26 protein-coding genes are annotated in these 23,942 nt (G+C 70.9%); 20 read left to right on the top strand and 6 right to left on the bottom strand.

What is annotated here, in order from left to right; translation table 11 throughout:
- The first annotated feature begins 106 nt into the window (after positions 1 to 106).
- The gene (locus C8E96_RS06020) at positions 107 to 853 is read left to right on the top strand and encodes a tyrosine-protein phosphatase (protein WP_091375819.1); all 747 of its coding nucleotides are present in this window, start codon (positions 107 to 109) and stop codon (positions 851 to 853) included.
- Here the strand turns inward: C8E96_RS06020 and C8E96_RS33110 are convergent.
- From C8E96_RS33110 to C8E96_RS05995, 5 genes are all read right to left on the bottom strand, one after another.
- A complete protein-coding gene (locus C8E96_RS33110; RefSeq protein ID WP_176926773.1) occupies positions 850 to 1,047 on the bottom strand; it encodes a hypothetical protein in 198 nt (65 codons plus the stop codon). The genes C8E96_RS06020 and C8E96_RS33110 overlap by 4 nt on opposite strands.
- 190 nt (positions 1,048 to 1,237) lie before the next feature.
- Positions 1,238 to 1,915 carry a maleylpyruvate isomerase N-terminal domain-containing protein gene (locus tag C8E96_RS06010; protein WP_228769925.1) on the bottom strand — a complete coding sequence of 226 codons (678 nt, stop codon included), beginning with the start codon at positions 1,913 to 1,915 and terminating at the stop codon, positions 1,238 to 1,240.
- Positions 1,916 to 2,375: 460 nt separating this feature from the next.
- Positions 2,376 to 3,131, bottom strand: a complete 756-nt coding sequence (locus C8E96_RS06005; protein WP_091375816.1) for a MerR family transcriptional regulator — start codon at positions 3,129 to 3,131, stop codon at positions 2,376 to 2,378.
- A gap of 52 nt (positions 3,132 to 3,183) precedes the next feature.
- Entirely contained in the window at positions 3,184 to 3,996 is an 813-nt protein-coding gene (locus C8E96_RS06000) for an SAM-dependent methyltransferase (protein WP_091375812.1), read from the bottom strand.
- A 3-nt stretch (positions 3,997 to 3,999) separates the two neighbouring features.
- Positions 4,000 to 4,497 (bottom strand): DUF2505 domain-containing protein, encoded by a 498-nt coding sequence (locus C8E96_RS05995; protein WP_091376940.1) that lies wholly within the window; start codon positions 4,495 to 4,497, stop codon positions 4,000 to 4,002.
- Between C8E96_RS05995 and C8E96_RS05990 the strand changes: the two genes are divergently transcribed.
- Positions 4,484 to 5,614 carry a UDP-N-acetylmuramate dehydrogenase gene (locus tag C8E96_RS05990; RefSeq protein ID WP_091376938.1) on the top strand — a complete coding sequence of 377 codons (1,131 nt, stop codon included), beginning with the start codon at positions 4,484 to 4,486 and terminating at the stop codon, positions 5,612 to 5,614. The genes C8E96_RS05995 and C8E96_RS05990 overlap by 14 nt on opposite strands.
- Here C8E96_RS05990 and C8E96_RS05985 read toward each other — a convergent pair.
- Positions 5,611 to 6,342, bottom strand: coding sequence for an SDR family NAD(P)-dependent oxidoreductase (locus C8E96_RS05985; protein WP_091375810.1), 732 nt, complete (start codon positions 6,340 to 6,342; stop codon positions 5,611 to 5,613). The two genes, C8E96_RS05990 and C8E96_RS05985, sit on opposite strands and share 4 nt — an antisense overlap.
- Positions 6,343 to 6,462: 120 nt before the next feature.
- On the opposite strand from C8E96_RS05985, the gene C8E96_RS05980 reads away from it, so the two are divergent.
- The 18 genes from C8E96_RS05980 to C8E96_RS05895 all read left to right on the top strand — a co-directional run bounded on the left by C8E96_RS05980 (position 6,463) and on the right by C8E96_RS05895 (position 23,759).
- Positions 6,463 to 7,629 (top strand): L,D-transpeptidase, encoded by a 1,167-nt coding sequence (locus C8E96_RS05980; RefSeq protein ID WP_407642605.1) that lies wholly within the window; start codon positions 6,463 to 6,465, stop codon positions 7,627 to 7,629.
- 59 nt (positions 7,630 to 7,688) lie between these two features.
- Positions 7,689 to 8,291 (top strand): hypothetical protein, encoded by a 603-nt coding sequence (locus tag C8E96_RS05975; RefSeq protein WP_133794204.1) that lies wholly within the window; start codon positions 7,689 to 7,691, stop codon positions 8,289 to 8,291.
- A gap of 176 nt (positions 8,292 to 8,467) precedes the next feature.
- On the top strand, positions 8,468 to 9,760 hold the full coding sequence (gene mshA / locus C8E96_RS05970; RefSeq protein ID WP_091375799.1) for a D-inositol-3-phosphate glycosyltransferase: 1,293 nt from the start codon (positions 8,468 to 8,470) through the stop codon (positions 9,758 to 9,760).
- Positions 9,757 to 10,278: a type III secretion system chaperone family protein gene (locus C8E96_RS05965; protein WP_091375796.1), complete on the top strand. Its 522-nt coding sequence runs from the start codon at positions 9,757 to 9,759 to the stop codon at positions 10,276 to 10,278. The genes mshA and C8E96_RS05965 overlap by 4 nt, the downstream gene beginning before the upstream one ends.
- A gap of 69 nt (positions 10,279 to 10,347) precedes the next feature.
- Entirely contained in the window at positions 10,348 to 11,301 is a 954-nt protein-coding gene (locus C8E96_RS05960; protein WP_091375792.1) for a DUF4349 domain-containing protein, read from the top strand.
- A gap of 486 nt (positions 11,302 to 11,787) precedes the next feature.
- Positions 11,788 to 12,528, top strand: a complete 741-nt coding sequence (locus C8E96_RS05955; RefSeq protein ID WP_091375789.1) for a phosphoglyceromutase — start codon at positions 11,788 to 11,790, stop codon at positions 12,526 to 12,528.
- 291 nt (positions 12,529 to 12,819) lie between these two features.
- A complete protein-coding gene (locus C8E96_RS05950) occupies positions 12,820 to 14,064 on the top strand; it encodes a sensor histidine kinase (RefSeq protein WP_166657887.1) in 1,245 nt (414 codons plus the stop codon).
- Entirely contained in the window at positions 14,061 to 14,750 is a 690-nt protein-coding gene (locus C8E96_RS05945; RefSeq protein ID WP_091375785.1) for a response regulator transcription factor, read from the top strand. The genes C8E96_RS05950 and C8E96_RS05945 overlap by 4 nt, the downstream gene beginning before the upstream one ends.
- A 23-nt stretch (positions 14,751 to 14,773) precedes the next feature.
- Complete coding sequence (locus C8E96_RS05940) at positions 14,774 to 15,727, top strand: Ppx/GppA phosphatase family protein (RefSeq protein WP_091375782.1); 954 nt, start codon at positions 14,774 to 14,776, stop codon at positions 15,725 to 15,727.
- 87 nt (positions 15,728 to 15,814) lie between these two features.
- Positions 15,815 to 17,329: a hypothetical protein gene (locus C8E96_RS05935; protein WP_091375778.1), complete on the top strand. Its 1,515-nt coding sequence runs from the start codon at positions 15,815 to 15,817 to the stop codon at positions 17,327 to 17,329.
- A complete protein-coding gene (locus C8E96_RS05930; RefSeq protein WP_228769923.1) occupies positions 17,326 to 18,132 on the top strand; it encodes a sugar phosphate isomerase/epimerase family protein in 807 nt (268 codons plus the stop codon). The genes C8E96_RS05935 and C8E96_RS05930 overlap by 4 nt, the downstream gene beginning before the upstream one ends.
- Positions 18,133 to 18,235: 103 nt before the next feature.
- The gene (locus C8E96_RS05925; RefSeq protein WP_091376931.1) at positions 18,236 to 19,162 is read left to right on the top strand and encodes a proline dehydrogenase family protein; all 927 of its coding nucleotides are present in this window, start codon (positions 18,236 to 18,238) and stop codon (positions 19,160 to 19,162) included.
- Positions 19,163 to 19,223: 61 nt separating this feature from the next.
- Positions 19,224 to 20,081: a thioesterase family protein gene (locus C8E96_RS05920; protein ID WP_228769922.1), complete on the top strand. Its 858-nt coding sequence runs from the start codon at positions 19,224 to 19,226 to the stop codon at positions 20,079 to 20,081.
- Between the two features lie 30 nt (positions 20,082 to 20,111).
- On the top strand, positions 20,112 to 20,942 hold the full coding sequence (gene proC / locus C8E96_RS05915) for a pyrroline-5-carboxylate reductase (protein ID WP_091375772.1): 831 nt from the start codon (positions 20,112 to 20,114) through the stop codon (positions 20,940 to 20,942).
- Positions 20,943 to 21,086: 144 nt separating this feature from the next.
- Complete coding sequence (locus C8E96_RS05910; RefSeq protein ID WP_091376928.1) at positions 21,087 to 21,305, top strand: helix-turn-helix domain-containing protein; 219 nt, start codon at positions 21,087 to 21,089, stop codon at positions 21,303 to 21,305.
- Between the two features lie 138 nt (positions 21,306 to 21,443).
- Complete coding sequence (locus C8E96_RS05905) at positions 21,444 to 21,545, top strand: 30S ribosomal protein bS22 (protein WP_018684825.1); 102 nt, start codon at positions 21,444 to 21,446, stop codon at positions 21,543 to 21,545.
- A 187-nt stretch (positions 21,546 to 21,732) separates the two neighbouring features.
- Positions 21,733 to 22,761, top strand: coding sequence for an NAD-dependent epimerase/dehydratase family protein (locus C8E96_RS05900; protein WP_091375768.1), 1,029 nt, complete (start codon positions 21,733 to 21,735; stop codon positions 22,759 to 22,761).
- Between the two features lie 26 nt (positions 22,762 to 22,787).
- Positions 22,788 to 23,759, top strand: a complete 972-nt coding sequence (locus tag C8E96_RS05895; RefSeq protein ID WP_091375764.1) for a lysophospholipid acyltransferase family protein — start codon at positions 22,788 to 22,790, stop codon at positions 23,757 to 23,759.
- Positions 23,760 to 23,942 lie beyond the last annotated feature (183 nt).

Below are 23,942 nucleotides of genomic sequence, written 5' to 3'. Positions count from 1 at the left end.
TTGGGTACCCGCCTGACCAGCAACAACATGAATCTCCCTCCCAATCCGTCGCCCACCACGAAGCCGCTCGACCCCGGCTCCCCAAGATCGCTCGTACAGTCGAACCGTGAGGAGACACATCGATTTCGCCCGCCTGCACAACTTCCGCGACGTGGGCGGCTACGCCACCGCCGACGGCCGCACCGTCCGCTGGGGACAGCTCTACCGCTCCGACTCACTGTCCAAACTCGGCACCGACGACTGGGACCGCTTCGCCGAACTGGGCATCCGCACGGTCATCGATCTCCGCTACCCCTGGGAAATCGACCGCGCCGGCCGCGTGCCGCACTACGACGGTCTGGAGTACCACAACCTCAGCATCGAACACCGCCCCTACGACCAGCCGTCGTTGACGCCCACCGTCGACCCCGGCCCCTACCTGGCCGACCGCTTCGCTGAGGTGGCCGAGGACGGCACCGCCGAACTACACCAGGCCCTCACCCTGCTGGCGGCCCCGAACGCCGGCCCCACCGTGATCCACTGCGCCTCCGGCAAGGACCGAACGGGCCTGCTCGCAGCCCTCGTCCTCACCCTCCTCGGCGTTGCAGAAGAGGACGTAGTCGCCGACTTCGCCCTGACCGAGCGGGCAACCACCCGCCTCATCGACGACTGGAAGGCGGCCCATCCCGACCAAACCCTCACCTGGCCTGGCTACGGCCAAGCCCCGGCCCAGACCATGACCCTGTTCCTGGCGAACCTCGCCACTCGCCACGGCTCGGTCCTCAGCTACGCCCAGACCCAGCTGACGGCGGACGACGCACTGCTCAACGGGCTCCGGGCCAACCTGACAGTCTCACCCGCCGGCTCCGCCTAACCTGCGACCCCGCCGACCCCGCCGACCCCGCCGACCCCGGCGACCCCGGCGACCCCGGCGACTCCGGTGGCTCTGCCGACCCCGCCGACCCCGCCGACCCCGGCGACGCGGGCGACCCCGCCGATCCCGGCGACCCCGCCGACCCCGGCGACGCGGGCGATTCCGCCGACCCCGGCGCCAGGGGGCGACCCCACCGAGCTCCGGCGACCAAGTTCCCCCGGCACGGCATCGACGAACACGCCGTCCATCGAGCGGGCTGGCAGCGCCAGGGGATTATGAGTCCCTTGCTCCGCGATCCTGTTCAGACATTCCCACCGCTCATCCCGTGCCGCGGGCTCAACGCCTGCCGCCTACCCCTCCGACAAGCCGGTGTTCCACGCCCACCTAGGGGGCCTTGAGCTGGTTCAGCAGGAGTTGATCGCCGGTGATGATCGCGGCGCTCGGTCGGCGCCACAAGGCTCGGTAGATGGCGTCGGCGGTGCCGACCACGGCGGCGTCGACGTCCAGTGCGGGGTCGTTGTCGGGACCTAGCTCGATGCCGTGGTCCGGGGCCAGCAGCAGGTTCCACACGCGGCCGGCGTCGGCGGCGTGCAGGAGGATCTGGGCGGGGGCGGCCACCGTGCAGCGACGTGGGGCGATCAGCGACAGCAGTTCGTCGACGCCGTCGGCGGCGAAGGCCGGGTCGAAGAGCAGTGGCGGCACCGGCATGCCACGGGCGTGCTCGGCGTCCAGGCGGTGGATGGCGGCCTCGTGGGCCGACCTTCGGGCCCACCACCGCAGCGTCGTGGGCGGCCAGGTGGTCTGGGCGGCCAACAGGGTGTCGCAGAACGACTCCGGGTTCCACCAGGCGAGGAGCTCATCCCAGTCCTCCGGCGGCCTGCCGACCGCCGCGGTCTGGTTCGCGCCCGGCCACGACTGGGCACGAGCCACATGCGACACGAGCTGGTGGACAGTCCATTCCGGACAGGTGGGCACCGCGGCATCCGGCCCCGCTTCGACCGCCGCCGCGCGGAGGGCGTCGGAGTGGAGTCGGATCTGGTCGACTGCCTGGGCGAGGTCCACTGTCCGACTTTAGAGCCAGGGGCGGGGGATCTGCAGCTCCCCCGCCGGGTCCCCAAGGGCTTGCCGGGCACTCCGGCGATCACTGTCGCCGGGTTGGCTGGGCCTTGGACCGACTTGGCGTTGGCCGCTCAGGCCAGTCGGGCCGACGTGGCCTTGGTGCCGGAGGTTCGTCGCGCCACTGATCCCCGGCTTGGCGTTCCCCTTGGGCCCGTGGGGTCGCCCCCGGAGCTCTGTCCAGACTCGACGTTCGCTCCGGTACTGGTCGGCTGTCGGCTCGGCTCGGCGTACCCGTTGGACCTCGCCCGGCTTGGCGTTTCCCGCTGGGTGTCGCCGGACCTTCGCCCGCCGGACTTCGATCGGCTCGGTGTTCGCGCCGGAAGGTCGCTGGACCTTCGCCCGGCTCGACGTTCCCGCCGCGGCCGGCCAGGCCGTGGGCCCACCCGGCGTTCCACGCCGACCGCTACTCGAGGCGGGTGCGGGCGTACTCGGCCATTGCCGCGCGGAGGTATTCCGCGAGGCGGGGGTCGGTTGCGTCGAACTTTGCCCGGAACCTCGGGTCGTCCGCGTACACGTCGGCCAGGCCGGTGTAGGACTCGCGGTTGGGGGTCCAGAAGTTCATCAGCCACCGGTGGTGGCCTGCGATGGTCTCCTGCACCACCGGGTCCGCGACGTCCCGGCCCGCGTCGATGTGCTCGACCAGTGCCTCCAGGGCCGCCACCCAGGCCTGCCCCTGGTCACGCCACCAGTCCGCACCCTTGCCCTTGACCCGCTCGGTCGCGGCGTCCACGTTGGACGCTCCCCAACGCGACCGGGCCTCTTCCTGCAACGCCTTCTGCTGGGGCGAGTCGAAACCCTCGAACCAGTGCTCAGCGGTCGTCATCTTGTGTCCTCCCTCCACATCCTCAATCGTCCGGGAGACGGTCCGCGCCAGCCGGTCGAACCGGTCGCGCTCGGCCAGCAGCCAACGGTGGTGCCTGCGCAGCGCCTCGACCTTGTCGGTGCCGTTGTCGAGGATCTCGGCGATGGCGTCGAGGCCAAGGCCCAGTTCGCGCAGGACCAGGATCTGCTGCAGGCGCAGCAGTTGCTCCTGCCCGTAGTAGCGGTAGCCGTTGTGGCCCACCGACTCCGGCGGCAGCAGGCCGATGTCGTCGTAGTGCCGCAGCGTCCGTGAAGTCACCTTCGACATCCGCGCCACCTGGGCGATCGACCAGCTCATCCCGCCTCCCTCACTGTCGAGGTCAACGGTAGAAGTTGACGCAACGTCAATGTCAAGGCGCGACGGCGGACCAGTCGACCGTGACTTCGCCGAGCCGCCAGCGCCGCCGGTTGTCCAGCACCGGCCACCCCGACGCGGCGAACGCCCGGATGGTCTCCACCCAGCGCGCCCGCGGGCCGAACGGGGCGAACGACGACGCCGTGGCCCAGCAGCCGTCCAACGCGGCGAGCAGGTCGTGGACCCGCTCACCCGGCACGTTCCGGTGGATCAGCGCCTTCGGCAGCCGCTCCGCCAGATCCGACGGCCGCTCGATGCCCGACGGCAGGCAGGACAGGGTGAACGTCCTCGGCCCGGAAGCGTCGAGGGTGACCCAAGAGCAGCGGCGGCCGATCTCGTCGCACGTGCCCTCGACCAGCAGACCGCCCGGCGCGAGCCGCGCGAGCATCGTCGCCCAGGACGCCGCCGACTCCTCCTCCGTGTACTGCCGCAACACGTTGAACGCGCGCAGCAGCACCGGGCGGGTGCCCGCCAACTCGAACCCGCCGCGCCGGAACTCCAGCGCGGGCGGGTCCGCGACCGGCAGCGCGGCGGCCACTCGCTCGGGGTCGATCTCCAGACCGAGCACGCGCACATCCGCCCGCACAGTGCGGAGCCTGGCCGCCATCTCGACCGTGGTGATCGGCGTCGCGCCGTAGCCGAGGTCGACGACCAGCGGGTCCGCGGCGGCCATCAGGGCCGCCCGCACCTCGGGTGATCCGACCATCCACCGGTCGATCCGGCGCAAGCGGTTCGGGTTGGTCGTGCCGCGCGTCGGGCTGCCCAACGCTCGGGCTCGGCCCGCGGCCAGGCGGGGGGTACGGGCCACGCGCTACTTCCCGGCGAGCCACTTCGCGGCGAACTCGGCCTCGGCGGCGAGCAGCCGGGTGACCTGCTCGGCGATCACGGACTCGATCTTGCCGCCGATGAACGGGATGCTGACCTTCACCTCGCCGCGGGTCGACCACTCGCTGCCGCCCGCGGTGTCGGCGAGCCGGAACGCGCCCTTGATGTCGCCCGGCACGGCCGAGACGTTCGCCGAGGTGGAGCCGGTGAACGCGGCGCGGTCGGGCCGCCACGACTCCGTGCGCTCGACGATCAGGTCGCCCTTGATCACCGTGCGCACGACCGAGGGCAGGCGCTGGGCGTCGACGCCCTGGCGGAGCTTGAAGGTGACCGTGTCGCCGTCGACGGAGTAGTCCAGCAGAGTGGCGTCCTTGCCGCCGAGATCGCGCAGCCGCGCGTCGAGAAACGCCCGGTCGACGAGGGCGGCGTGGACCTCGGAGGCGGGTCGGGTGAACGCGGCGCGGTGCTCGATGCGGCTAGCCATGGCCAGGAGGTTACCGTTGGGTCTCGTGACCAGCCTCCCACTCGGTGCCGGCGTCCGGACGGACGTTCCGCTCAGCGGCTACACCACCCTGCGCCTCGGTGGTCCGGCCGCCGACTTCGTGGCCGCCGCGACCGCCGCCGAGGTGGTCGACGCGGTCCGCGCGGCCGACAGCGCGGGCACCCCGCTGCTGGTCCTCGGCGGCGGATCCAACCTGGTGATCGCCGACGAGGGCTTCGACGGCACCGTCGTGCGGGTCGCCAACCGCGGCAGCAAGATCGACTGCACCTCGCCCGGCCGGGTCCAGCTGACCGTCGAGGCGGGCGAGGACTGGGACACCGTCGTGTCCGGCACGGTCGAGGCCGGGCTCGGCGGCCTGGAATGCCTCTCCGGCATCCCCGGCTTCGTCGGCGCCACCCCGGTGCAGAACGTCGGCGCCTACGGCGTCGAGATCGCCCAGGTCCTGGTCTCGGTCGACCTGCTCGACCGCGAGACCACCGAGGTGCGCACGCTCGACGTGTCGGAACTCGGCCTCGGCTACCGCACCAGCATCCTCAAGGGCACCGACCGCGCCGTCGTGCTGCGCGCCCGTTTCGAACTGGTCGACGACGGCATGTCCGCGCCGATCCGCTACACCGAGCTGGCCCGCGCCCTCGGCGTCCGCCAGGACGAGCGGGTCCCGGTCGCCGCCGCCCGCGAAGCGGTACTGAACCTGCGGCGCGGCAAGGGAATGGTCCTCGACCCGCTCGACCACGACACGTGGAGCGCGGGCTCGTTCTTCACCAACCCGATCGTCGCCGACGCCGACATCGAGGGCGTCATGGCCCGCATCGTCGAGCGGGTCGGCCCGGACGTGTCGGTGCCGAAGTACCCGGCGGGGCCGGGCGCGTCAAAGCTGTCGGCGGCCTGGCTGATCGAGCGCGCCGGGTTCGCGAAGGGCCATGCGGGACCGGGCGGCCGCGTCGCCCTCTCCGCCAAGCACACCCTGGCACTCACCAACCGCGGCACGGCGACGACCGCGGACCTGCTGGCGCTGGCCGCCGAGGTCCGCGACGGCGTCCGCGCGACCTTCGGCGTCGACCTACACCCCGAGCCGGTACTCGTGAACTGCGAGCTCTAGACCCGGTGGGCTCGGGTCGCTGAGGCTTGGGCGCGCGGCTTCATGACGATCTGGTCCAGGTTCACGTGCGGCGACCGGGTCACCGCGAACGCGATCACCTCGGCGACGTCGTCGGCGGTGAGCGGCTCGATGCCCTCGTACACCTTCTCCGCGCGCTCCTGGTCGCCGTCGAACCGGTTGGCCGAGAAGTCCGTCTCCACCATGCCGGGCAGCACCTCGGTGAACCGCACGGGCTGCCCGAGGTGTTCGCCGCGCAGGGTCCGGTGCAGCGCGGACTGGGCGTGCTTGGCCGCGGTGTACCCGGAGCCGCCGTCGTAGATCTCGGTCGCCGCGATGGACGTCACCGTGACCACGTGCCCGTCGCCGGACGCGATCAGCTTGGGCAGCAGGGCCTTGGTCATCCGCAGCGTGCCCATGACGTTGGCGTCCCACATCCACTGCCAGCGGTCCTCGTCGGCGTCGAGGACGCGGTCGAGCCCGCGGGCGCCACCGGCGTTGTTCACCAGAACGTGGCACGCTGGAACACGGGAGCAGAAAGACTCGATCGACGCGGGATCGGTCACGTCCAACTCGATGGCCTGGCCGCTGATCTCGGCGGCGACCTTCTCGAGCAGGTCGAGGCGCCGGGCGCCCAGGACGACGTCGAACCCGGCGGCCGCGAGGTGGCGGGCGGTGGCCGCGCCGATCCCCGCGCTGGCGCCGGTCACTACCGCGATGGCGTTGTTCACGGGCCAATCTTTCCCCACCCGCCGACAACCATGTATGAGCACGGTCACAGCAGGCCCACCCCGACGGTGGGTGGCGCGTCTCCATCGATGGGGACGAGACTCGACAGAGGAGGCAAGACGGTGAGACGCAGTCGGACGGCAGTGGTTCTGGGAACCCTGTTCCTGGCCTTGGCGCTGGTCGCCGGGTGCACGTCCGAAGCCCCGGGTGGCGGCGGTGGTTCCACCGGCGGCGACGAGCCGCCCAAGGCGAAGGTCGTCGCGACCCCGGCGGTCGACGCCAAGGAGGTCCCGCCCACCGAGCCGGTAACCGTCTCGGTCACCGAGGGCACCCTCGACGAGGTCGAGCTCACCAATGAGGGCGGCAAGCCCGTCGCGGGCGAACTGGCCGCCGACAAGCTCAGCTGGAAGTCCAGCGAGGTGCTCGGATACGCCAAGAAGTACACCTACACGGCGTCCGCGACCGGGACCGACGGCAAGAAGGTCGAGCTCAAGGGCACCTTCACCACCCTCAAGCCCGCGAAGACCCCCCGTGCCACGGTCAACCCCGGCGATAACGCCACCGTCGGTGTCGCGATGCCGATCAGCATCAAGTTCCCCGAGGGCAAGGTGACCGACAAGGCCGCCGTGGAGAAGGCCCTCAAGGTCGAGACGTCGCAGCCGGTCGAGGGCTCGTGGGCGTGGCTGCACGACCAGCAGGTCGACTGGCGGCCCAAGGAATACTGGCCCGCGGGCACGAAGGTCACGGTCACTGCGAAGCTCTACGGCCTGGCCTACGGCGGCGGCGCCTACGGCAAGGCCGATCTGTCCTCGAAGTTCACCATCGGGCGCAACCAGGTCGTGAAGATCAACACCCCCGACCACAAGATGAACGTCTACCGCGACGGCAAGCTCTTCGCGAGCTACCCGGCGAGCAACGGCAAGGACGCCGACCCGAACCTGAACACCCCCAACGGCACCATGATCGTGATGCAGAAGGACCCGATCGGCGACTTCTCCAACCCGCGCTACGGCTACACCAACGTCAAGAAGAAGTGGGCCGTGCGGTTCTCCAACCACGGCGAGTTCATCCACGAGAACGAGGAGAACCGGGCCAACATCGGCAAGGTCAACTCCTCGCACGGCTGCGTGAACCTCTTCGAGGCCGACGCCAAGGCGTACTTCGACAGCGCGATCATCGGCGACCCGGTGGAGGTCACCGGCTCGCAGGCGAACATGCCCACGACGTCGGATGTCTACGACTGGCTGATCCCGTGGGGCCAGTGGCAGCAGATGTCCGCCCTGCGCTGATCCACCCGGGCGGGACGCTAGGTTTTTCGGCGTCCGAACAACGCTGGGGGAGATCGACAGTGAGCATGCCGCAAGGTGGTCCGCAGGGCCCGTACAACGGCGGGTATCAGGGCGGCCCGCAGTTCCCGCCGCCCGGCGGACCTGGCTACCAAGGTGGACCCGGCTTCCAGGGCGGGCCGGGCTTTCACGGCGGTCCGCCCGCACCGCCGAAGCGCAACACCGCCCTGCTCGTCTCGTTGATCGTGGTGGGTGTGGTGGTCGCCGTGGGCGCCGTCATGACCATCCTGTCGGTCACCGACACCACGGAGTTCGGGCCCATCCCGACCTACTCCTCGACAGCGACCGCCGACCCGTCCGTGCTGGTCACGACCACGCCGCCGCCCGTGTCGGCCGCCGAGGTCGAGCAGGCGAAGGCGCACGCGGAGCGGTACCTGGCCGCGGTGAACGCGAAGGACGAGACGACCGCGACCAGCCTCACCTGCAAGAAGGAGCGGCCGGGCCCGGCGTACACCGCCATCGTCGACCGCCTCCCCGCCAGCCTGCTGCCCGAGCCGTACATGGTGGAGAGCTACCGCGTAGTCCTCTCCGTCAAGATCAGTCGGGGTGGTCCCGTGCTGATGGAGGTGTACCTGGAGGGCGGCAAATGGTGCGTCTTCACCTGATCGAAGCGTCGGTGTGACTTAGCTCACCGATCGGTTGGGGAAGACCGCACTCGGGAAGATTCCGGGGCCGTCGGCGCGTTGGATCTCCCGGGTGGGTCTCCGCCCTTCGCCGAACGCGTCGACGAGGTACCGCGTCCTCCGCCAGCCATGCGGCGGACCGGAAGGGGTGAACCGGGGTGACTCCCACTCAGCTGCGCAAGCCGCGCCGGGTCGCGGTGCTGTCGGTGCACACGTCCCCGCTCGAACAGCCCGGCACGGGCGACGCGGGCGGCATGAACGTCTACATCACCGAGACCGCCACCCGCATGGCGCAGCGCGGTATCGCCGTCGAGGTCTTCACCCGGGCCACCTCCTCCGGCCTGCCCCCGGTGGCCGAGCTGGCGCCGGGCGTCCTCGTCCGCCATGTCTCCGCCGGCCCGTTCGAGGGGCTCGACCGCGCCGAGCTGCCCGCCGAGCTGTGCGGCTTCACCGCCGGTGTGCTGCGCGCCGAGGCCCGCCACGAACCTGGCTACTACGACCTCGTGCACTCCCACTACTGGCTCTCCGGCCAGGTCGGCTGGCTCACGCGCAAGCGCTGGGGCGTGCCGCTGGTGCACACCGCGCACACCCTGGCCAAGGTCAAGAACGCCGCCCTCGCCGCGGGCGACACCCCCGAGCCGCGGGAGCGGGTCATCGGCGAGCAGCAGATCGTCGACGAGGCCGACCGGCTCATCGCCAACACCGACGTCGAGGCCGCGCAGCTGGTCTCGCTCTACGACGCCGACCCCGAGAAGGTCGACATCATCGCCCCCGGCGTCGACCTCGAACGCTTCCGGCCCGGTGGCAGGCACGCCGCCCGGCGCAGGCTGGGCATCGCGCCCGACGCGGTCGTGTTCGCCTTCGTCGGCCGCATCCAGCCGCTCAAAGCCCCCGACGTGCTGCTGCGCGCGGTCGCCGCGCTGCTCGCGCGCGGGGAGATCGCCCGCGAGCGGCTCGTCGTGCTGGTCGCGGGCGGGCCGTCGGGAACCGGCCTGGAGCAGCCCGCCGCCCTGCAGGACCTGGCCGTCGCGCTCGACATCACCGACGTCGTCCGGTTCCTGCCGCCGCAGTCGGGCGAGGCGCTCGCGGATGTCTACCGCGCCGCCGACACCGTGGCCGTGCCCAGCCACAACGAGAGCTTCGGCCTGGTCGCACTGGAGGCGCAGGCCTGCGGCACGCCGGTCGTCGCCGCCGCCGTGGGCGGTCTGCCGGTCGCGGTGGCCGACGGCTTCTCCGGCCTGCTTGTCGCGGGCCACGCGACGGACGACTGGGCCGACACCCTCGGCAGGCTCGCCATGAGCCCCGTCCTGCGCGCCCAGTTGGCCGCGGGCGCGGTCCAGCACGCCCACCGCTTCTCCTGGGACCGCACCACCGACGCCCTCATCGCGGGCTACATCGACGCCGACCACGCGCTGCGCTACTCGCTCGCGCGTGCTGAGGTGGCGGTGTGAGCGAGCTAGACACACTGATCCAGAAGACCCTCGACGAGCGCGAACTGGTCTATGACCACCCCGCGCCGGGCCGTTTCCTGGTCACGCTGCCGGGGATCAAGAAGCAGCAGACCAACACGTGGCTGATCGTCGGCAACCACGGCCTGGTGGTGGAGGCGTTCGTCTGCCGCCGCCCGGACGAGGCGCACGAGGACGTCTACCGCTACCTGCTGCGCCGCAACGCCAAGCTCTACGGCGTCTCCTACACCGTCGACAAGGTCGGCGACATCTACCTGATCGGCCGGGTCGCGCTGAGCTCGATCACCGCCGACGAGCTCGACCGCCTGCTCGGCCAAGTCCTCGAAGCCGCCGACGGCGACTTCAACCCGATCCTGGAGATCGGCTTCGCCACCTCGATCCGGCGGGAATGGGACTGGCGGGTCTCCCGCGGCGAGTCGTTGGCGAACCTCAAAGCGTTCGAGCACTTGGTGCAGCCCGAGCACAAAGACCGGCCGGGGCTGACCGAAACCGAGTCGTGACCAGCATTTCGGCAACGTAAGGAACCCCGGCCGACGTCTGATGAGGACGACGGAACTGGGAGGCACCGAATGCGTTCGACCAAGCAGAGACGATTAGCAGGACTGTTGCTCGCCCTCGCCGCGACCGGCGGGCTGACCGCCTGCGGGTCGGCGTCGGACTCGGGCAGCGCCGCCGATATGCGCGGCGAGCGGCCGGCCGCGGCGCCGGAGGCGGCGAGCACCGGCTCCTACGGCACCTCGGGCGGCTCGGGTGGCTCGGGTGGCTCGGACAAGGCCGCGACCGGCGAGAAGCCCCAACAGGCCGCGCAGGTGGGGCAGCCGGGCGTCGACCGCAAGCTCGTCCGCACGGCCACGATTGTCCTGGTCACGCCGGATGTGCGCGACAGCGCCGAGCGGGCGCGCGCGATCGTGGTCGCGACGGGCGGCTACACCGGTCAGGCCGACGTGGGCAGCCGCAGCGCGACGATGACCCTCTACGTCCCGAGCGACAAGCTCGACGACACGCTGGGCAAGCTGTCCGCGCCCGAGTTGGGCAAGGAGGAGTCGCGTAGCCAGGCCGCGGAGGACGTCACCGAGCAGATCGTCGACGTCGAGAGCCGCATCCAGACCCAGCGGGCCAGCCTGGAGCGGGTGCGGGCGCTGCTGGGCCGGGCCCAGCAGATCTCCGAGATCGTCCAGCTCGAATCCGAGGTGACCCGCCGCGAGGCCGACCTGGAGTCGCTGCTCAAGCGTCGGGAGCGACTCGCGGGCAGCGTGGCCATGTCCACCGTGACCCTGCGCCTGTCCCGCGACAGCGCGCCGGCGCCCGTGGCGGACGACGACACGCTGCTCGGGGCACTCGCAGGCGGGTGGAAGGCGTTCGTCGACACCACGTCGTTCGTCGTGCGGGCCGTCGCCCTGGTGCTGCCGTTCGCGGTGGTGCTCGGCGTGCCCGCCTACCTGCTCTGGCGCCGCTGGCGGCGGTCGGCCCGGCCGGCGCAGGCGCAGCCGGTCGCCCAGGAGCCGGTGACTCAGGAGTCTTAAGAGGGTCGCGGGGCGATTCAGCGAGGGGGGGAGTCGCATATCTGGACCGCCCCGCGACCAAAACCCGCTCCGGTCACGTGGCGGGGGAGGCCACGGACACCCAGCGCGGGGGTGCGGCTCGGCAGGGGAGTCGAGCCGCACGGGGCCCCATCGGATCAGGGAGTGCGTGGGAGCAGACCCGATGTGGCTTGAGCCAACTTGGCAGACCCGAGCAACCGGCACAAGGCCACGTAGTACGCCGATCGTGGAAATAGCTGTCAGTAAGTAACAGTTTTGTCACGGAATCTCATACTTTCGCGACTATCGGTTGCTGCTTGCCCTGCTCTGCCCACTTGATTACTCCGATTGGGGCATAGTTCAGCGCGAGTGTGGTTTCGGTTACATCATCTGGCCCATCGGTCGCGGACACCTGGCCCACGCCCCCCGGCGGGCGGGGAGACGTCCTTCACGGCCGCGACGGGCGCCGGATCTGGCAGGCTCATCGGCATGGCAATTGGAACCTTGGTGCTCATCCGGCACGGCGAGAGCGTCTGGAACGCGCAGAACCTGTTCACCGGCTGGGTCGACGTTGAGCTCTCGGAGAAGGGCGTCGCCGAGGCCGCCCGCGGCGGTCACCTCCTGCGTGAGGCGAACCTGCTGCCCGACCTCGTGCACACCTCGCTGCAGCGGCGCGCGATCTCGACGGCGAACCTGGCCCTCGACGCGGCCGACCGGCACTGGATCCCGGTCAAGCGCGACTGGCGGCTCAACGAGCGCCACTACGGCGCCCTGCAGGGCAAGAACAAGAAGCAGACCCTCGAGGAGTTCGGCGAAGAGCAGTTCATGCTCTGGCGCCGCTCCTACGACACCCCGCCGCCGCCCATCGAGAAGGGCAGCGAGTTCAGCCAGGACGGCGACCCGCGCTACGCGGGCATCGACGCGCCGCTGACCGAGTGCCTCAAGGACGTCGTCGCCCGGGTCGTGCCGTACTGGGAGAACGAGATCGTCCCCGACCTCAAGGCGGGCAAGAACGTGCTGGTCGCCGCACACGGCAACTCGCTGCGCGCGCTGGTCAAGCACCTCGACGGCATCTCCGACGCCGACATCGCGGGCCTCAACATCCCGACCGGCATCCCTCTGCGCTACGACCTCGACGACTCCGCCGCCCCCACCACCCCCGGCGGTCTCTACCTCGACCCCGAAGCCGCCAAGATCGCCATCGCCAAGGTGGCCAACCAAGGCCGCTAAACCCGCGAGTCGCCCCGTCCGGCAAGTGAGTCGCCCCCCGGGGCAACCGAGTCGCCCCTTCCGGCAAGTGAGTTCAACCTTCGCGAATGTTGAATTCACTTGCCTGGAGGGGCGACTCACTTGCTGGGGCGGGCGACTCGCGGTTGACCTGGGGTTACTGGTGGGTAGGACACGAATGGGTGAACGGGGGTCGGCTGGGGCGCGAACAAGCGGGCCGATAGGTGTCACCACGGTCACTGAACGGCTTGTCGGGCTGGTCCAAACCCCTCCCCACCTGCTTACGATCCTCCTGTGGCCGCGTGGATCGCACTGTCGTGTGGAGTGCTCGTCGGTCTGTTCGTCGGATACCTGGTCGGGCGCGCCCGACACGGGGATCCGGCCCGCAGGCCGGCCGGACCGACCGTTTCGGATCTCGTCCAGCGCTGGGTGCACTCGTCGCACTCCGGTGTCGTCGTCCTGAACCACTTCGGCGACGTGGTGATCTACAACCCGCGCGCCGAGCAACTCGGTTTAGTCCGCAACCGCCAGGTCGATGAGCGCGCGCGCAAAGCCTCCGAACTGGTCCTGGAGACCGGCGACCCGGTGGAGATCGACCTCTCGCCGCTGGAGTCGCGTGGCGGGCGGACGCCGGAGGCCGTGCTCGGCGAGGTCCGGCCGCTCGGCGAGGGCTACACCGTCGTCGACGCCGACGACCAGTCCGATGCCGTGCGCCTCGAAGCGACCCGGCGTGACTTCGTGGCCAACGTCAGCCACGAGCTCAAGACCCCGGTCGGCGCGATGGCGCTGCTGGCCGAGGCCGTGCTCGACGCCGCCGAGGACCCGGTCGAGGTCCGCCGCTTCACCACCAAGATCCTCCACGAGGGCAACCGCCTGGGCACCCTGGTGACCGAGCTGATCGCGCTGTCGAGGCTGCAGGGCGCCGAGCGGCTGCCCGACATGAACACCGTCGACGTCGACGCGGTCGTGCGCGAGGCCCTCGGCCGCGCGCGGCTGGTCATGGAGTCCACCGGCATCGACGTCACCACCGACGCCGACAGCGGCCTGCTCGTCGAGGGCGACCGGACCCTGCTGGTCACCGCCCTGTCGAACCTGCTGGAGAACGCCCTGGCCTACTCGCCGCCGGGCAACCCGGTCTCGCTGAGCCGCTCGCTGGTCGACGGGTTCATCGAGATCGCGGTGACCGACCGCGGCATCGGCATCGCCGAGGAGGAGCAGCAGCGCGTGTTCGAGCGGTTCTACCGCGTCGACAAGGCGCGCTCGCGGGCCACCGGCGGCACCGGACTCGGCCTGGCCATCGTCAAGCACGTCGCCGCCAACCACGGCGGCGAGGTCAAGCTGTGGAGCAAGCCCGGTCTCGGCTCCACGTTCACCCTGCGCATCCCCGCGCACCTGGACGCCCCGGCCCCGGCCGGGGCGGACACCCTCAACGGCGCGGAGAAGACCAGGTCGGGCCGCGCCGCGGTCGCGTCCCTGGCCGCGTCCGCCGCTCCGTCGAAGTCCGACGGCGCCGGTACCGATCACGGAGGAATGGCATGACGAGAGTGCTGATCGTCGAGGACGAGGAGTCCTTCGCCGACCCGCTTGCCTTCCTGCTCCGGAAGGAAGGGTTCACCGCCGCGGTGGCCGCCACCGGGCAGCAGGCGCTCGAGGAGTTCGACCGCAACGGCGCCGACATCGTGCTGCTCGACCTCATGCTCCCCGGGATGAGCGGCACCGACGTGTGCAAGGCACTCCGCCAGCGCTCGGCCGTCCCGGTGATCATGGTGACCGCCCGCGACAGCGAGATCGACAAGGTCGTCGGGCTCGAACTCGGCGCCGACGACTATGTGACGAAGCCGTACTCCGCCCGTGAGCTGATCGCCCGCGTCCGGGCCGTCCTGCGCCGCGGCGGCGAGGCCGGCGGCGACGGTGAGCTGCTCCCGCAGGTGCTCGCCGCCGGACCGGTCCGAATGGACGTCGAACGGCACGTGGTCACTGTGGACGGTGAGGAGATCCCGCTGCCGCTCAAGGAGTTCGACCTCCTCGAGTACCTGCTGCGCAACGTCGGCCGGGTGCTGACCCGCGGCCAGCTGATCGACCGGGTGTGGGGCGCGGACTACGTCGGCGACACCAAGACCCTCGACGTCCACGTCAAGCGGCTGCGCTCCAAGATCGAGCCCGACCCGGCCTCCCCGCGCCACCTGGTGACCGTTCGGGGGCTCGGCTACAAGTTCGAGTCGTGACCTGAGCGGGTAGCGTTCCCCCGGTGCGCCTAGGGGTATTGGACGTCGGATCGAACACGGTCCACCTGCTCGTGGTGGACGCCCATCGGGGTGCCCACCCGACCCCGGCACGGTCGGAGAAGACCGTGCTGCGGCTCGCGGAGCGCATCACGCGCTCCGGCATGCTGTCCAAGGCCGGTGCGGACGAACTCGTCCGCACCGTCGCCTTGGCCAAGGAGTCGTCGGTCCGGCTGGGCTGCGCCGAGATGATGGCGTTCGCCACATCGGCGGTCCGCGAGGCGGGCAACTCCGCCGAGGTCCTCAAGCGGGTCGCCAAGGAGACCGGGGTCGATCTGCAGGTCCTCTCCGGCGAGGACGAGGCCCGCTACACGTTCCTCGCCGCGCGCCGCTGGTACGGCTGGTCGGCGGGCAACCTGCTCGTCCTCGACATCGGCGGCGGCTCACTGGAGATCGCCGCGGGCATCGACGAGGACCCGGATTTCGCGTGGTCGCTCCCGCTCGGCGCGGGCAGGCTCACCCGGACCCGGTTCACCAGCGACCCGCCGCAGCGCGGTGAGATCGAGTCGGCGACGGAGTGGCTCGCCGAGCAGTTGGCCCCCGTGGCCAGGCGGGTCGCGAAGTTCGGCCAACCCGATCGGGTGGTCGCGACCTCCAAGACGTTCCGCACCCTGGCCCGGCTGACCGGCGCGGCGCCGTCGTCGGCGGGACCGCGGGTGCGCCGCACGCTGACCGAGGCCGGGCTGCGCCAGTTGATCGCGTTCATCTCCCGCATGTCCGCGGGTGATCTCGCCGAACTGGAGGGCGTCAGCCCCAGCCGGGCGCACCAGTTGGTAGCCGGTGCACTTGTGGCGCAGGCCACTATGCGAGCGTTATCACTGCCGGAACTGGAGATCGGGCCGTGGGCCCTGCGCGAAGGCGTGATCCTCCGGCGGCTGGACCAGACGAACGGTGGGGACCACACTGTCTCCTCGGACTGAGAGAAGTCGGGGACTTCCCGCCCGGGAAGCCTCCGCGGAGCGTGCCGGCACTGGACGGATCGGCCAGCACGGGGCACGGTGGAGTGGATGAGTCAAGAAGGCGGGTCGGAGCGCACCCAGCGCACCGTTGCCGAGTTGCTGGCCAAATACGGCGGCACCTCGGGCGAAAGCGCACCCAGGCGACGGCGCCGCAAGCCCGAGGACGGCTCGGACACGGCGCCGCAGGCGATCATCGAGCGGGTGATGTCCGACAGCGGGAAGATGCTGCCGATCACCGAGGAGCAGACGCCGCCGGAGCGGGTGTCGCACCGGCAGGGCCGCACCACGCACGCGCCCAAGCCCGCGCCGCAGCGCCGTCAGCCCGCGTCGACGCCGCCACCGGAGCTGCTCGGCCGCCCGCCCATGGGCGAGCCGCCGCGTCATGACCCACCGCGGCATGACCCAGCGAGGCACGAGCCGCCCAGGCACGAGCCGCCGCGATCCGAGCCGGTCCGACCGGAGGCCGTCCGCCCTGGGCTGCGCCGACCCGAGCCGGTCCACCCGGAGCCGCCCCGGCCCGAGCCCACCCGGCCGGAGCCGCCGAGACCGGACGTCGCCCGGCCCGAGGCCGTGCGCCACGAGCCGACCCGGTCGGAGCCCGTGCGCCCGGAGCCTCCGCGGGCCACACCTGAGTCGCTGCGCCTGCCGCGGCCGGTCGCGCGACCGGTGCCCGCCGAGGGCCACACCGAGCAGATCCCGCGGGTCACCGACGACGGTCCCGACCCGAGCGAGCCGCCCGCGGGCCTGGCGGGCGGGCCGAACCGCCTCCCGCTGCTCCCGCGCCGCGGGCAGCGTCCCGAGCAGCCGCAGCCCGGCCAGCGGATGCCACAGCCTTCGCAGCAGCTGCCCAAGCCAGTGACGCCACAGCCGACACAGCCGTCGCAGCCGATCCCGAAGCCGCAGCCCTCGCAGCCGATACCCCAGCCGCAGGTCTCCCAGCAGCTCCCGCAGCCGTCGCAGCAGCTGCCGAAGCCGCCGCTGCCCGCAGGCGAGGCGCGGCCGCTGCCGACCTTCCCGCCCGCGCCGAACCGGGGAGCCCGCGAGTTCCCCGGCGACGCCTCCGAGACGGCCATCGATCCGCGCGGTCCGCGGCCGGAGTTCCTCGAGGAAGTCGAGTCCTTCGACGACCGCGCGGCGGTCCGGTTCAACGAGTACCAGGCGCACGACGACCTCGACGAGGACTTCGACCGCGCCCCCGCAGGCGCCGACCGCGACTTTGATGACAGCGACTTCGACGAGGACTTCGACCCGGACCCGCGCGATCGGGACGACGACGATGACGAGATCGATGAGGACGCCAACCCCGGTCGCGAGTGGGCGATCATGGCGGGCCAACTCGCCCTCGGCGTGGTCGGCGGCGCCGCGGTCTGGCTGGCGTTCAACTGGCTGTGGGGCTTCCTCCCCGCCGCCGCGCTGGCCGCCGCCCTGGCCGTGATCGTCGGGCTGGTGCTCATCGTCCGCAAGATCCGCAAGGCGGAGGACCTGCAGACCACCGTGCTCGCCGTGCTCGTCGGGCTGGTGGTCACGGTCTCGCCCGCGGTGTTGTTGCTCCTCGGTCGGTGACCGCGATCCCCGTCGGCCTGTCGACGGCATCCGTGTGGCCGCAGACCGCGGCGACCGCGTTCAAGCTGGCCGACGAACTCGGCTACGACGGCGTCGAGGTCATGGTCTGGGCCGACCCGATGAGCCAGGACGTCCCCGGCCTGCGTCGTCGCTCGGCGCGGATCGGCGTGCCGATCATGGCCGTGCACGCCCCCTGCCTGCTGATCACCCAGCGCGTCTGGTCGCCGGACCCGGAGGTCAGGCTGCGCCGGTCGGTCGAGGCCGCGCAGGACCTGGACGCGCGCACGGTGGTCGTGCACCCGCCGTTCCGCTGGCAGCGCCGCTACGCCGACGCTTTCCCCGACCTGGTCGCCAGCCTGGAGGAACGCACCGGGGTGGCGATCGCGGTGGAGAACATGTTCCCGGTCCGCCGGGGCCTGGGCACGAGGTCGATGGAGATGACCGCGTTCCGGCCGTCGATCGACCCGACCGATGTCGGCCACCGCAACTACACGCTGGACTTGTCGCACACCTCGGCCGCCCACATGGACGCGATGAAACTCGCCGAGCGAATGGGCGAGGGCCTGACCCACGTCCACCTCGCCGACGGTTCGGGCCTGTCGAAGGACGAGCACATGGTCCCCGGCCGCGGCGACCAGCCCTGCGCCGAACTGTGCGAGACGCTCGCCGCGAACGGCTTCAAGGGCCAGGTGGTCCTGGAGGTGTCGACCCGCCGCGCCCGGGGTCCGGCGGAGCGGGCGAAGGACCTGGCCGAGGCGCTGCTGTTCGCCCGGCTGCATTTGATCTCCCCGGACGGCCGGTAGCGAACCACCCGGATAGCACTCCGAGGCGGGCAAATCCGAGCGGAAACGTAGGACGACCGGATGCCTTGTTCTCCCCTGGCGAGCCGCGTCGTACATTGTGCGCGTGAACCCGTTGCGCACGTTGATCCTGGCCGCCGCCGGCAACGACACCATCCGCCGTGTCATCGCGACCGCGCCCGTGAGCCGGGACGTGGTCCGCCGCTTCGTGGCCGGTGAGACCACCGAGGAAGCCGTCGCCGTGACCCGGCGCCTGGTCGAGTCCGGTCTCACCGTCACCCTCGACTACCTGGGCGAGGACACCACGGACGCGGCCCTGGCCGAGCAGACCGTGCAGGCCTACCTGGAGCTGCTCGACCGGCTCAAGGCCGAGGGCCTGTCCGACCGCGCCGAGGTCAGCGTCAAGCTCTCCGCCGTCGGCCAGCTCCTCGACGAGGACCTCGCCCTGACCAACGCCTCGCGCATCTGCCGCGCGGCCGAGGAGGCGGGCACCACGGTGACCCTCGACATGGAGGACCACACCACCACCGACTCGACGCTGCGCATCCTCGCCGAGCTGCGCACCACCTGGCCTTGGGTCGGCGCGGTCCTGCAGTCGTACCTGCACCGCACGCTCGACGACGCCGTCCGCCTCTCCGGCGACGGGTCCCGGGTCCGGCTGTGCAAGGGCGCCTACAAGGAACCCGGCACGGTCGCCTTCGACGAGATGCCCGAGGTCGACCGCAGCTACGTGCGCTGCGCCAACGCGCTGCTCGCGGGCACCGGCTACCCGATGTTCGCCACCCACGACCCGCGGCTGGTGCGGATCATCGGCGAGCGCGCCGACCACCACGGCCGCAAGCCCGGCGAGTTCGAGTTCCAGATGCTCTACGGGATCCGCCCCGACGAGCAGCTCCGATTGGCCCACCAGGGCCACACCGTGCGGGTGTACGTCCCCTATGGCGGCCAGTGGTACGGCTACCTGATGCGCAGGATGGCCGAGCGCCCCGCGAACACCGTGTTCTTCCTCCGTGCGCTCATGAGCAAGAAATGAGTGACGCTCATCCCGCGGAGCCGCGCGGGATCCGGTAGCTCGGCGTGGCAGGCTGTTGCCCATGAGTAGTGCGACAGGCCACGGCGATGTGCGGGCGTCCGGACACGTGCCCGCGGGTGGGGCGTTCGCCGCCGCGGTCAAGGTGCGTCCGCTGGGAGACGGCACCTTCACCGCGGATCTCCCGGCCCAGTGGACCGTGGGAGGGCGACCGCACGGCGGATTCCTGCTGGCCCTGCTGGCGCGCGCGGCGGTGGCGGGCCAGACCGGCGCGGGGGCGCCGCTGGTGGACCCGCTGTCGGTCAGCGCGCAGTTCCTGCGGCCGCCGGGGGTGGGCCCGGTGCTGCTGCGCACCGACGTCCGCAAGACCGGCCGCCGAACCACGGTCGTCTCGGTCCATCTTGAGCAGAGTGGCCGCGCGTGCGTCGAGGGCATGGTCACCACCGGCAGGCTCCCGCGCGAGCGGGCCGCCTGGGCCGACCTGCCCAACCAGCCCGCTGAGCCGCCGGGCAACGCGATCGACCTGTCGACGGTCCCGTCGGCGTCGGTGTTCCGGCTGACCGAGACCTGCGACGTGCGGCTCGACCCGAACGGCGCGGGCTTCCTGCACGGCCACGTGGGTGACCCGCTGCGCCTGCGGCTGTGGGCGCGACCGCGCGGCGAGCACGCCGACCCGCTGTTCGCCCTGGTCGCGGGGGACATCTCGATGCCGGTGACGTTCAACCTGGGCAGGCTCGGCTGGTCGCCGACCGTCCAGCTGACCGCCCACCTGCGCTCGCGTCCCGCGCCCGGTTGGCTGCGCATCCAGGTCGAGTCCAAGGCCGTGCACGGCATGTGGTTCGACTCCGACGCCACCGTCGTGGACTCCACCGGCCGCCTCGTCTGCCAGGCCCGCCAGCTCGCCCTCACCGCCACCGCTTAATCGACGAGCGTGGGTCGTTAGCCTTGTCCCATGACTGAGGCGAACGCGCGGCCCACGATCGCGGTGCTCGGTGCGGGCAAGATCGGCGAGGCGCTGCTGTCCGGGTTGCTGCACGGCGGCCGCAGTGCCGACGACCTGTTGTTCACCGAGCGCTACCCGGAGCGCTCGGCGGAGCTGACCAAGACCTACGGCATTCGCTGCACGGACGTGCCGACGGCGGCCAAGGACGCCGACGTGCTCGTCGTGGCGGTCAAGCCGCAGGACATCGAGCCGCTGCTCGACGAGCTCGCGCCGGTGGTCGACCCCGAGACCCTCGTGGTGTCCCTGTGCGCCGGTCTGCCGACGTCGCTGTTCGAGCGCAGGCTGCCCGCTGGGGTGCCCGTCGTCCGGGTCATGCCGAACACCCCGATGCTGGTCGGCGAGGCCATGAGCGCCATCTCTCCGGGCAAGCACGCCCGCCCGGAGCACCTCGCGACCGTCGAGGACATGCTCAGCGCCGTCGGCAAGGTCGTGCGCGTGCCGGAGTCGCAGCAGGACGCCGTGACGGCACTGTCCGGGTCCGGTCCGGCGTACTTCTTCTTCCTGGTCGAGGCGATGATCGACGCGGGCATCCTGCTCGGCATCCCGCGCGCGGTCGCCGAGAAGCTCATCATCCAGTCCGCCGTGGGCGCGGCCGCGATGCTCGTCGAGACCGGGGAGCACCCGGTGATCCTGCGCGAGGCTGTGACCTCGCCCGCCGGGACGACCATCATGGCCATCCGCGAGCTGGAGAACCACGGGGTCCGTGCCGCCCTGCTGGCCGCCATCGAGGCTGCCAGGGACCGTTCCAGGGAGCTGGGCGCCGAACACGAAGCGCACTGACCCGGTCTGCACTTTGCAGATTTGAGCCAAACGTGGCGTCGCTTTAGTCACACGTGTCCCGCTACTCTCGACAGAAGCACGTGCGTGTCGAATCCGTCGGTGGGGAAGCCGACGGCGCGACGCGTGTTGAAGGACGCGGTGATGATGCCGGCGAACAAGCGCGACCCGGGCGCACCCGGACTTCCGCAGGTGCAATTCCTGACGGTGGCCGAGGTGGCGACCCTGATGCGAGTGTCCAAGATGACCGTTTACCGACTGGTGCACAACGGCGACCTCCCCGCGGTGCGGGTGGGCAAGTCCTTCCGTGTGCCGGAGAAAGCGGTGCATGACTACCTGCAAAACGCCTATTTCGACGCGGGCTGAGGCCCCCGGTCGAGCCACGAAGGCCGACGGGTACGCTGGATAACCGTTGTGCCTGGTGTTTTGGCGTGCGTTCCGTGACGTGGCCACACCGGAGCGCCGGAACACCTGGAACGACCCACCTGAGAGTTGAGGACACACATGGGCTCGGTCATCAAGAAGCGCCGCAAGCGCATGTCGAAGAAGAAGCACCGCAAGCTGCTCCGCAAGACGCGCGTGCAGCGTCGCAAACTGAAGAAGTAGTTCGACGTGTCCGGCGACGCCCGCACCTCCACGGTGCGGGCGTCGCCGCGTTTCGGGCAGTGGACCAATCGGGTGACATTGCCTAACAGCCCATGTGACCTGCGTTAAGAGTCTGTTGCCTGGGCTTTTTCGATCTTGACTCGCGAGTAGAGTCGGCCATTCCCAAGCGCCCACCCTAGGGAATCGCATGACGCCAAAAGTCGTCCTCGTCACCGGTGTCGGCGGCTACCTCGGCGGCAATCTCGCCGCCCGCCTGGCGGCGAACCCCGACATCGACCGCGTTCTCGGCGTCGACACCGTGCCTCCGCGCAAGGACGTCGTCCGCTCCATGGGCCGCGCGGAGTTCGTCCGGGCCGACATCCGCAACCCGCTCATCGCGAAGGTGATCACGTCCGCGGGCGTCGACACCGTCGTCCATGCCTCCACGACCACCAACCCGGCGGGCCCCGCCCGGCGCACGGTGCTCAAGGAGCTCAACGTCATCGGCACCATGCAGCTGCTGGCCGCCTGCCAGCGCGCGCCCTCGGTGCGCAGGCTCGTGGTGAAGTCCACCGCCTCGGTCTACGGCGCGAGTTCGCGTTCGCCCGCGGTGTTCTCCGAGGACGACACCCCCAAGGACATCGGCTCCAGTGGCTACGCCAAGGACGCGGTCGAGGTCGAGGCCTATGTCCGCGGTTTCGCCCGCAGGCGCCCCGACGTGTCGGTGGCGACCCTGCGGCTGGCCAACCTGATCGGGCCGAGCGTGGACACTGTGCTCACCAGGTATTTCGCCCTCCCGATCGTGCCCACGGTGCTGGGCTTCGACGCCCGCATGCAGCTGCTGCACTCCGAGGACGCCCTCGCCGTGCTGGAGCTGGCGAGCCTGGGTGAGGTCGCGGGGGTGTTCAACGTGGCCGCTGACGGCGTCCTGATGCTGTCGCAGGCCATCCGGCGGGCGGGCAGGCTCCCACTGCCGGTGCTGCGCCAGGCCCTGCCCGCCGCCGGCAGGCTCCTGCGCGGCGCGCGGCTGGTCGACTTCTCACCCGATCACGTCCGCTACCTCAACTACGGCCGGGTGCTCGACACCACCCGGCTCAAGGCCGAGCTGGCGTTCACCCCCCGGTGGACCACCCGGCAGGCGTTCGACGATTACGTATCCGGCAGCCAGCTGCGTCCCGTATTCACCCCCGCGCTGCTCGCCGCCGCCCGCAGCCGCGTCCTGGAGACGCGTACCTAGATCTGCCCTTGGAAGGTGCCACAGGCATGCAGGAAGCCCGTGTGATCCCGTTGCAGAGAGCGGACCGGCGTCGTCCGGCCCCGAACCCCCCGAAGGCCGACGGCCCGATCGTCGAGCCGACGCCGCTGCACCCCACCCGCGAACACCCACCGGTCTCAGCGGTGCGCCGCGGCATCGGCGACGCCCTCGGCTTCGCCGTGCGCAGGCTGACCGGCGACTACCCGATCGACGAGTTCGGCTTCGACCCGGACCTCACCGAGCGGGTCCTGCTCCCGCCGCTGCGGCTGCTCTACAAGAACTGGTTCCGCGTAGAGGTCAGCGGAATCGAGAACCTCCCCGTCAACGGCGGCGCCCTGGTCGTCAGCAACCACTCGGGCACCTTGCCCCTGGACGCCCTGATGACCGCGGTGGCCGTCCACGACAACCACCCACGGCAGCGCTACCTCCGCATGCTGGGCGCCGACCTGGTCTTCCAGGTCCCCCTGCTGGGTGCCCTGGCCCGCAAGTCCGGACAGACGCTGGCGTGCAACCCCGACGCCGAACAGCTGCTCAACGCGGGCGAACTGGTGGGAGTCTGGCCCGAGGGCTTCAAGGGAGTGGGAAAGCCGTTCGCGGACCGCTACAAACTCCAGCGCTTCGGCCGGGGCGGCTTCGTCTCGGCGGCGCTGCGGACGGGCGTCCCGATCATCCCGTGCTCGATCGTCGGAGCCGAGGAGATCTACCCCAAGATCGGCGACCTGAAGACGATCGCGAGGCTGTTCGGGCTGCCGTACTTCCCGATCACCCCGTTCTTCCCGCTACTCGGACCACTGGGCGCGATCCCACTGCCCTCGAAGTGGCACATCCGCTTCGGCGAACCCATCGCCACCGACTCGTACGACGCCGGGGCCGACGACGACCCGATGCTGGTGTTCAACCTGACCGACCAGGTCCGGGAGACGATTCAGCAGACCCTTTATCGGATGCTGAGCCAGCGCGGAAACCCGTTCCTGGGCTGAGTTTCCGCTGAGCCCCACACTCCCCGCAATGCAAGGGGCCGTGCCCAACCCCTTGAACACGAGGGTCGTGCCCACTGCCTGCGCATATGGGCCGTGGGGCTGAGCCCAAACCCCCTGAACGCAACGGGCCAATCCCACCTGCCTGTTTGGGTGGTTCGCCTTGATTTGGGGTGAAATGGGCCT

It is taken from the genome of Actinokineospora alba, assembly GCF_004362515.1.
GTDB classification, from domain to species: domain Bacteria; phylum Actinomycetota; class Actinomycetes; order Mycobacteriales; family Pseudonocardiaceae; genus Actinokineospora; species Actinokineospora alba.
The sequence above is the reverse complement of the archived record's forward strand: the minus strand, read 5'-3'. Positions and strand labels throughout refer to the sequence as shown.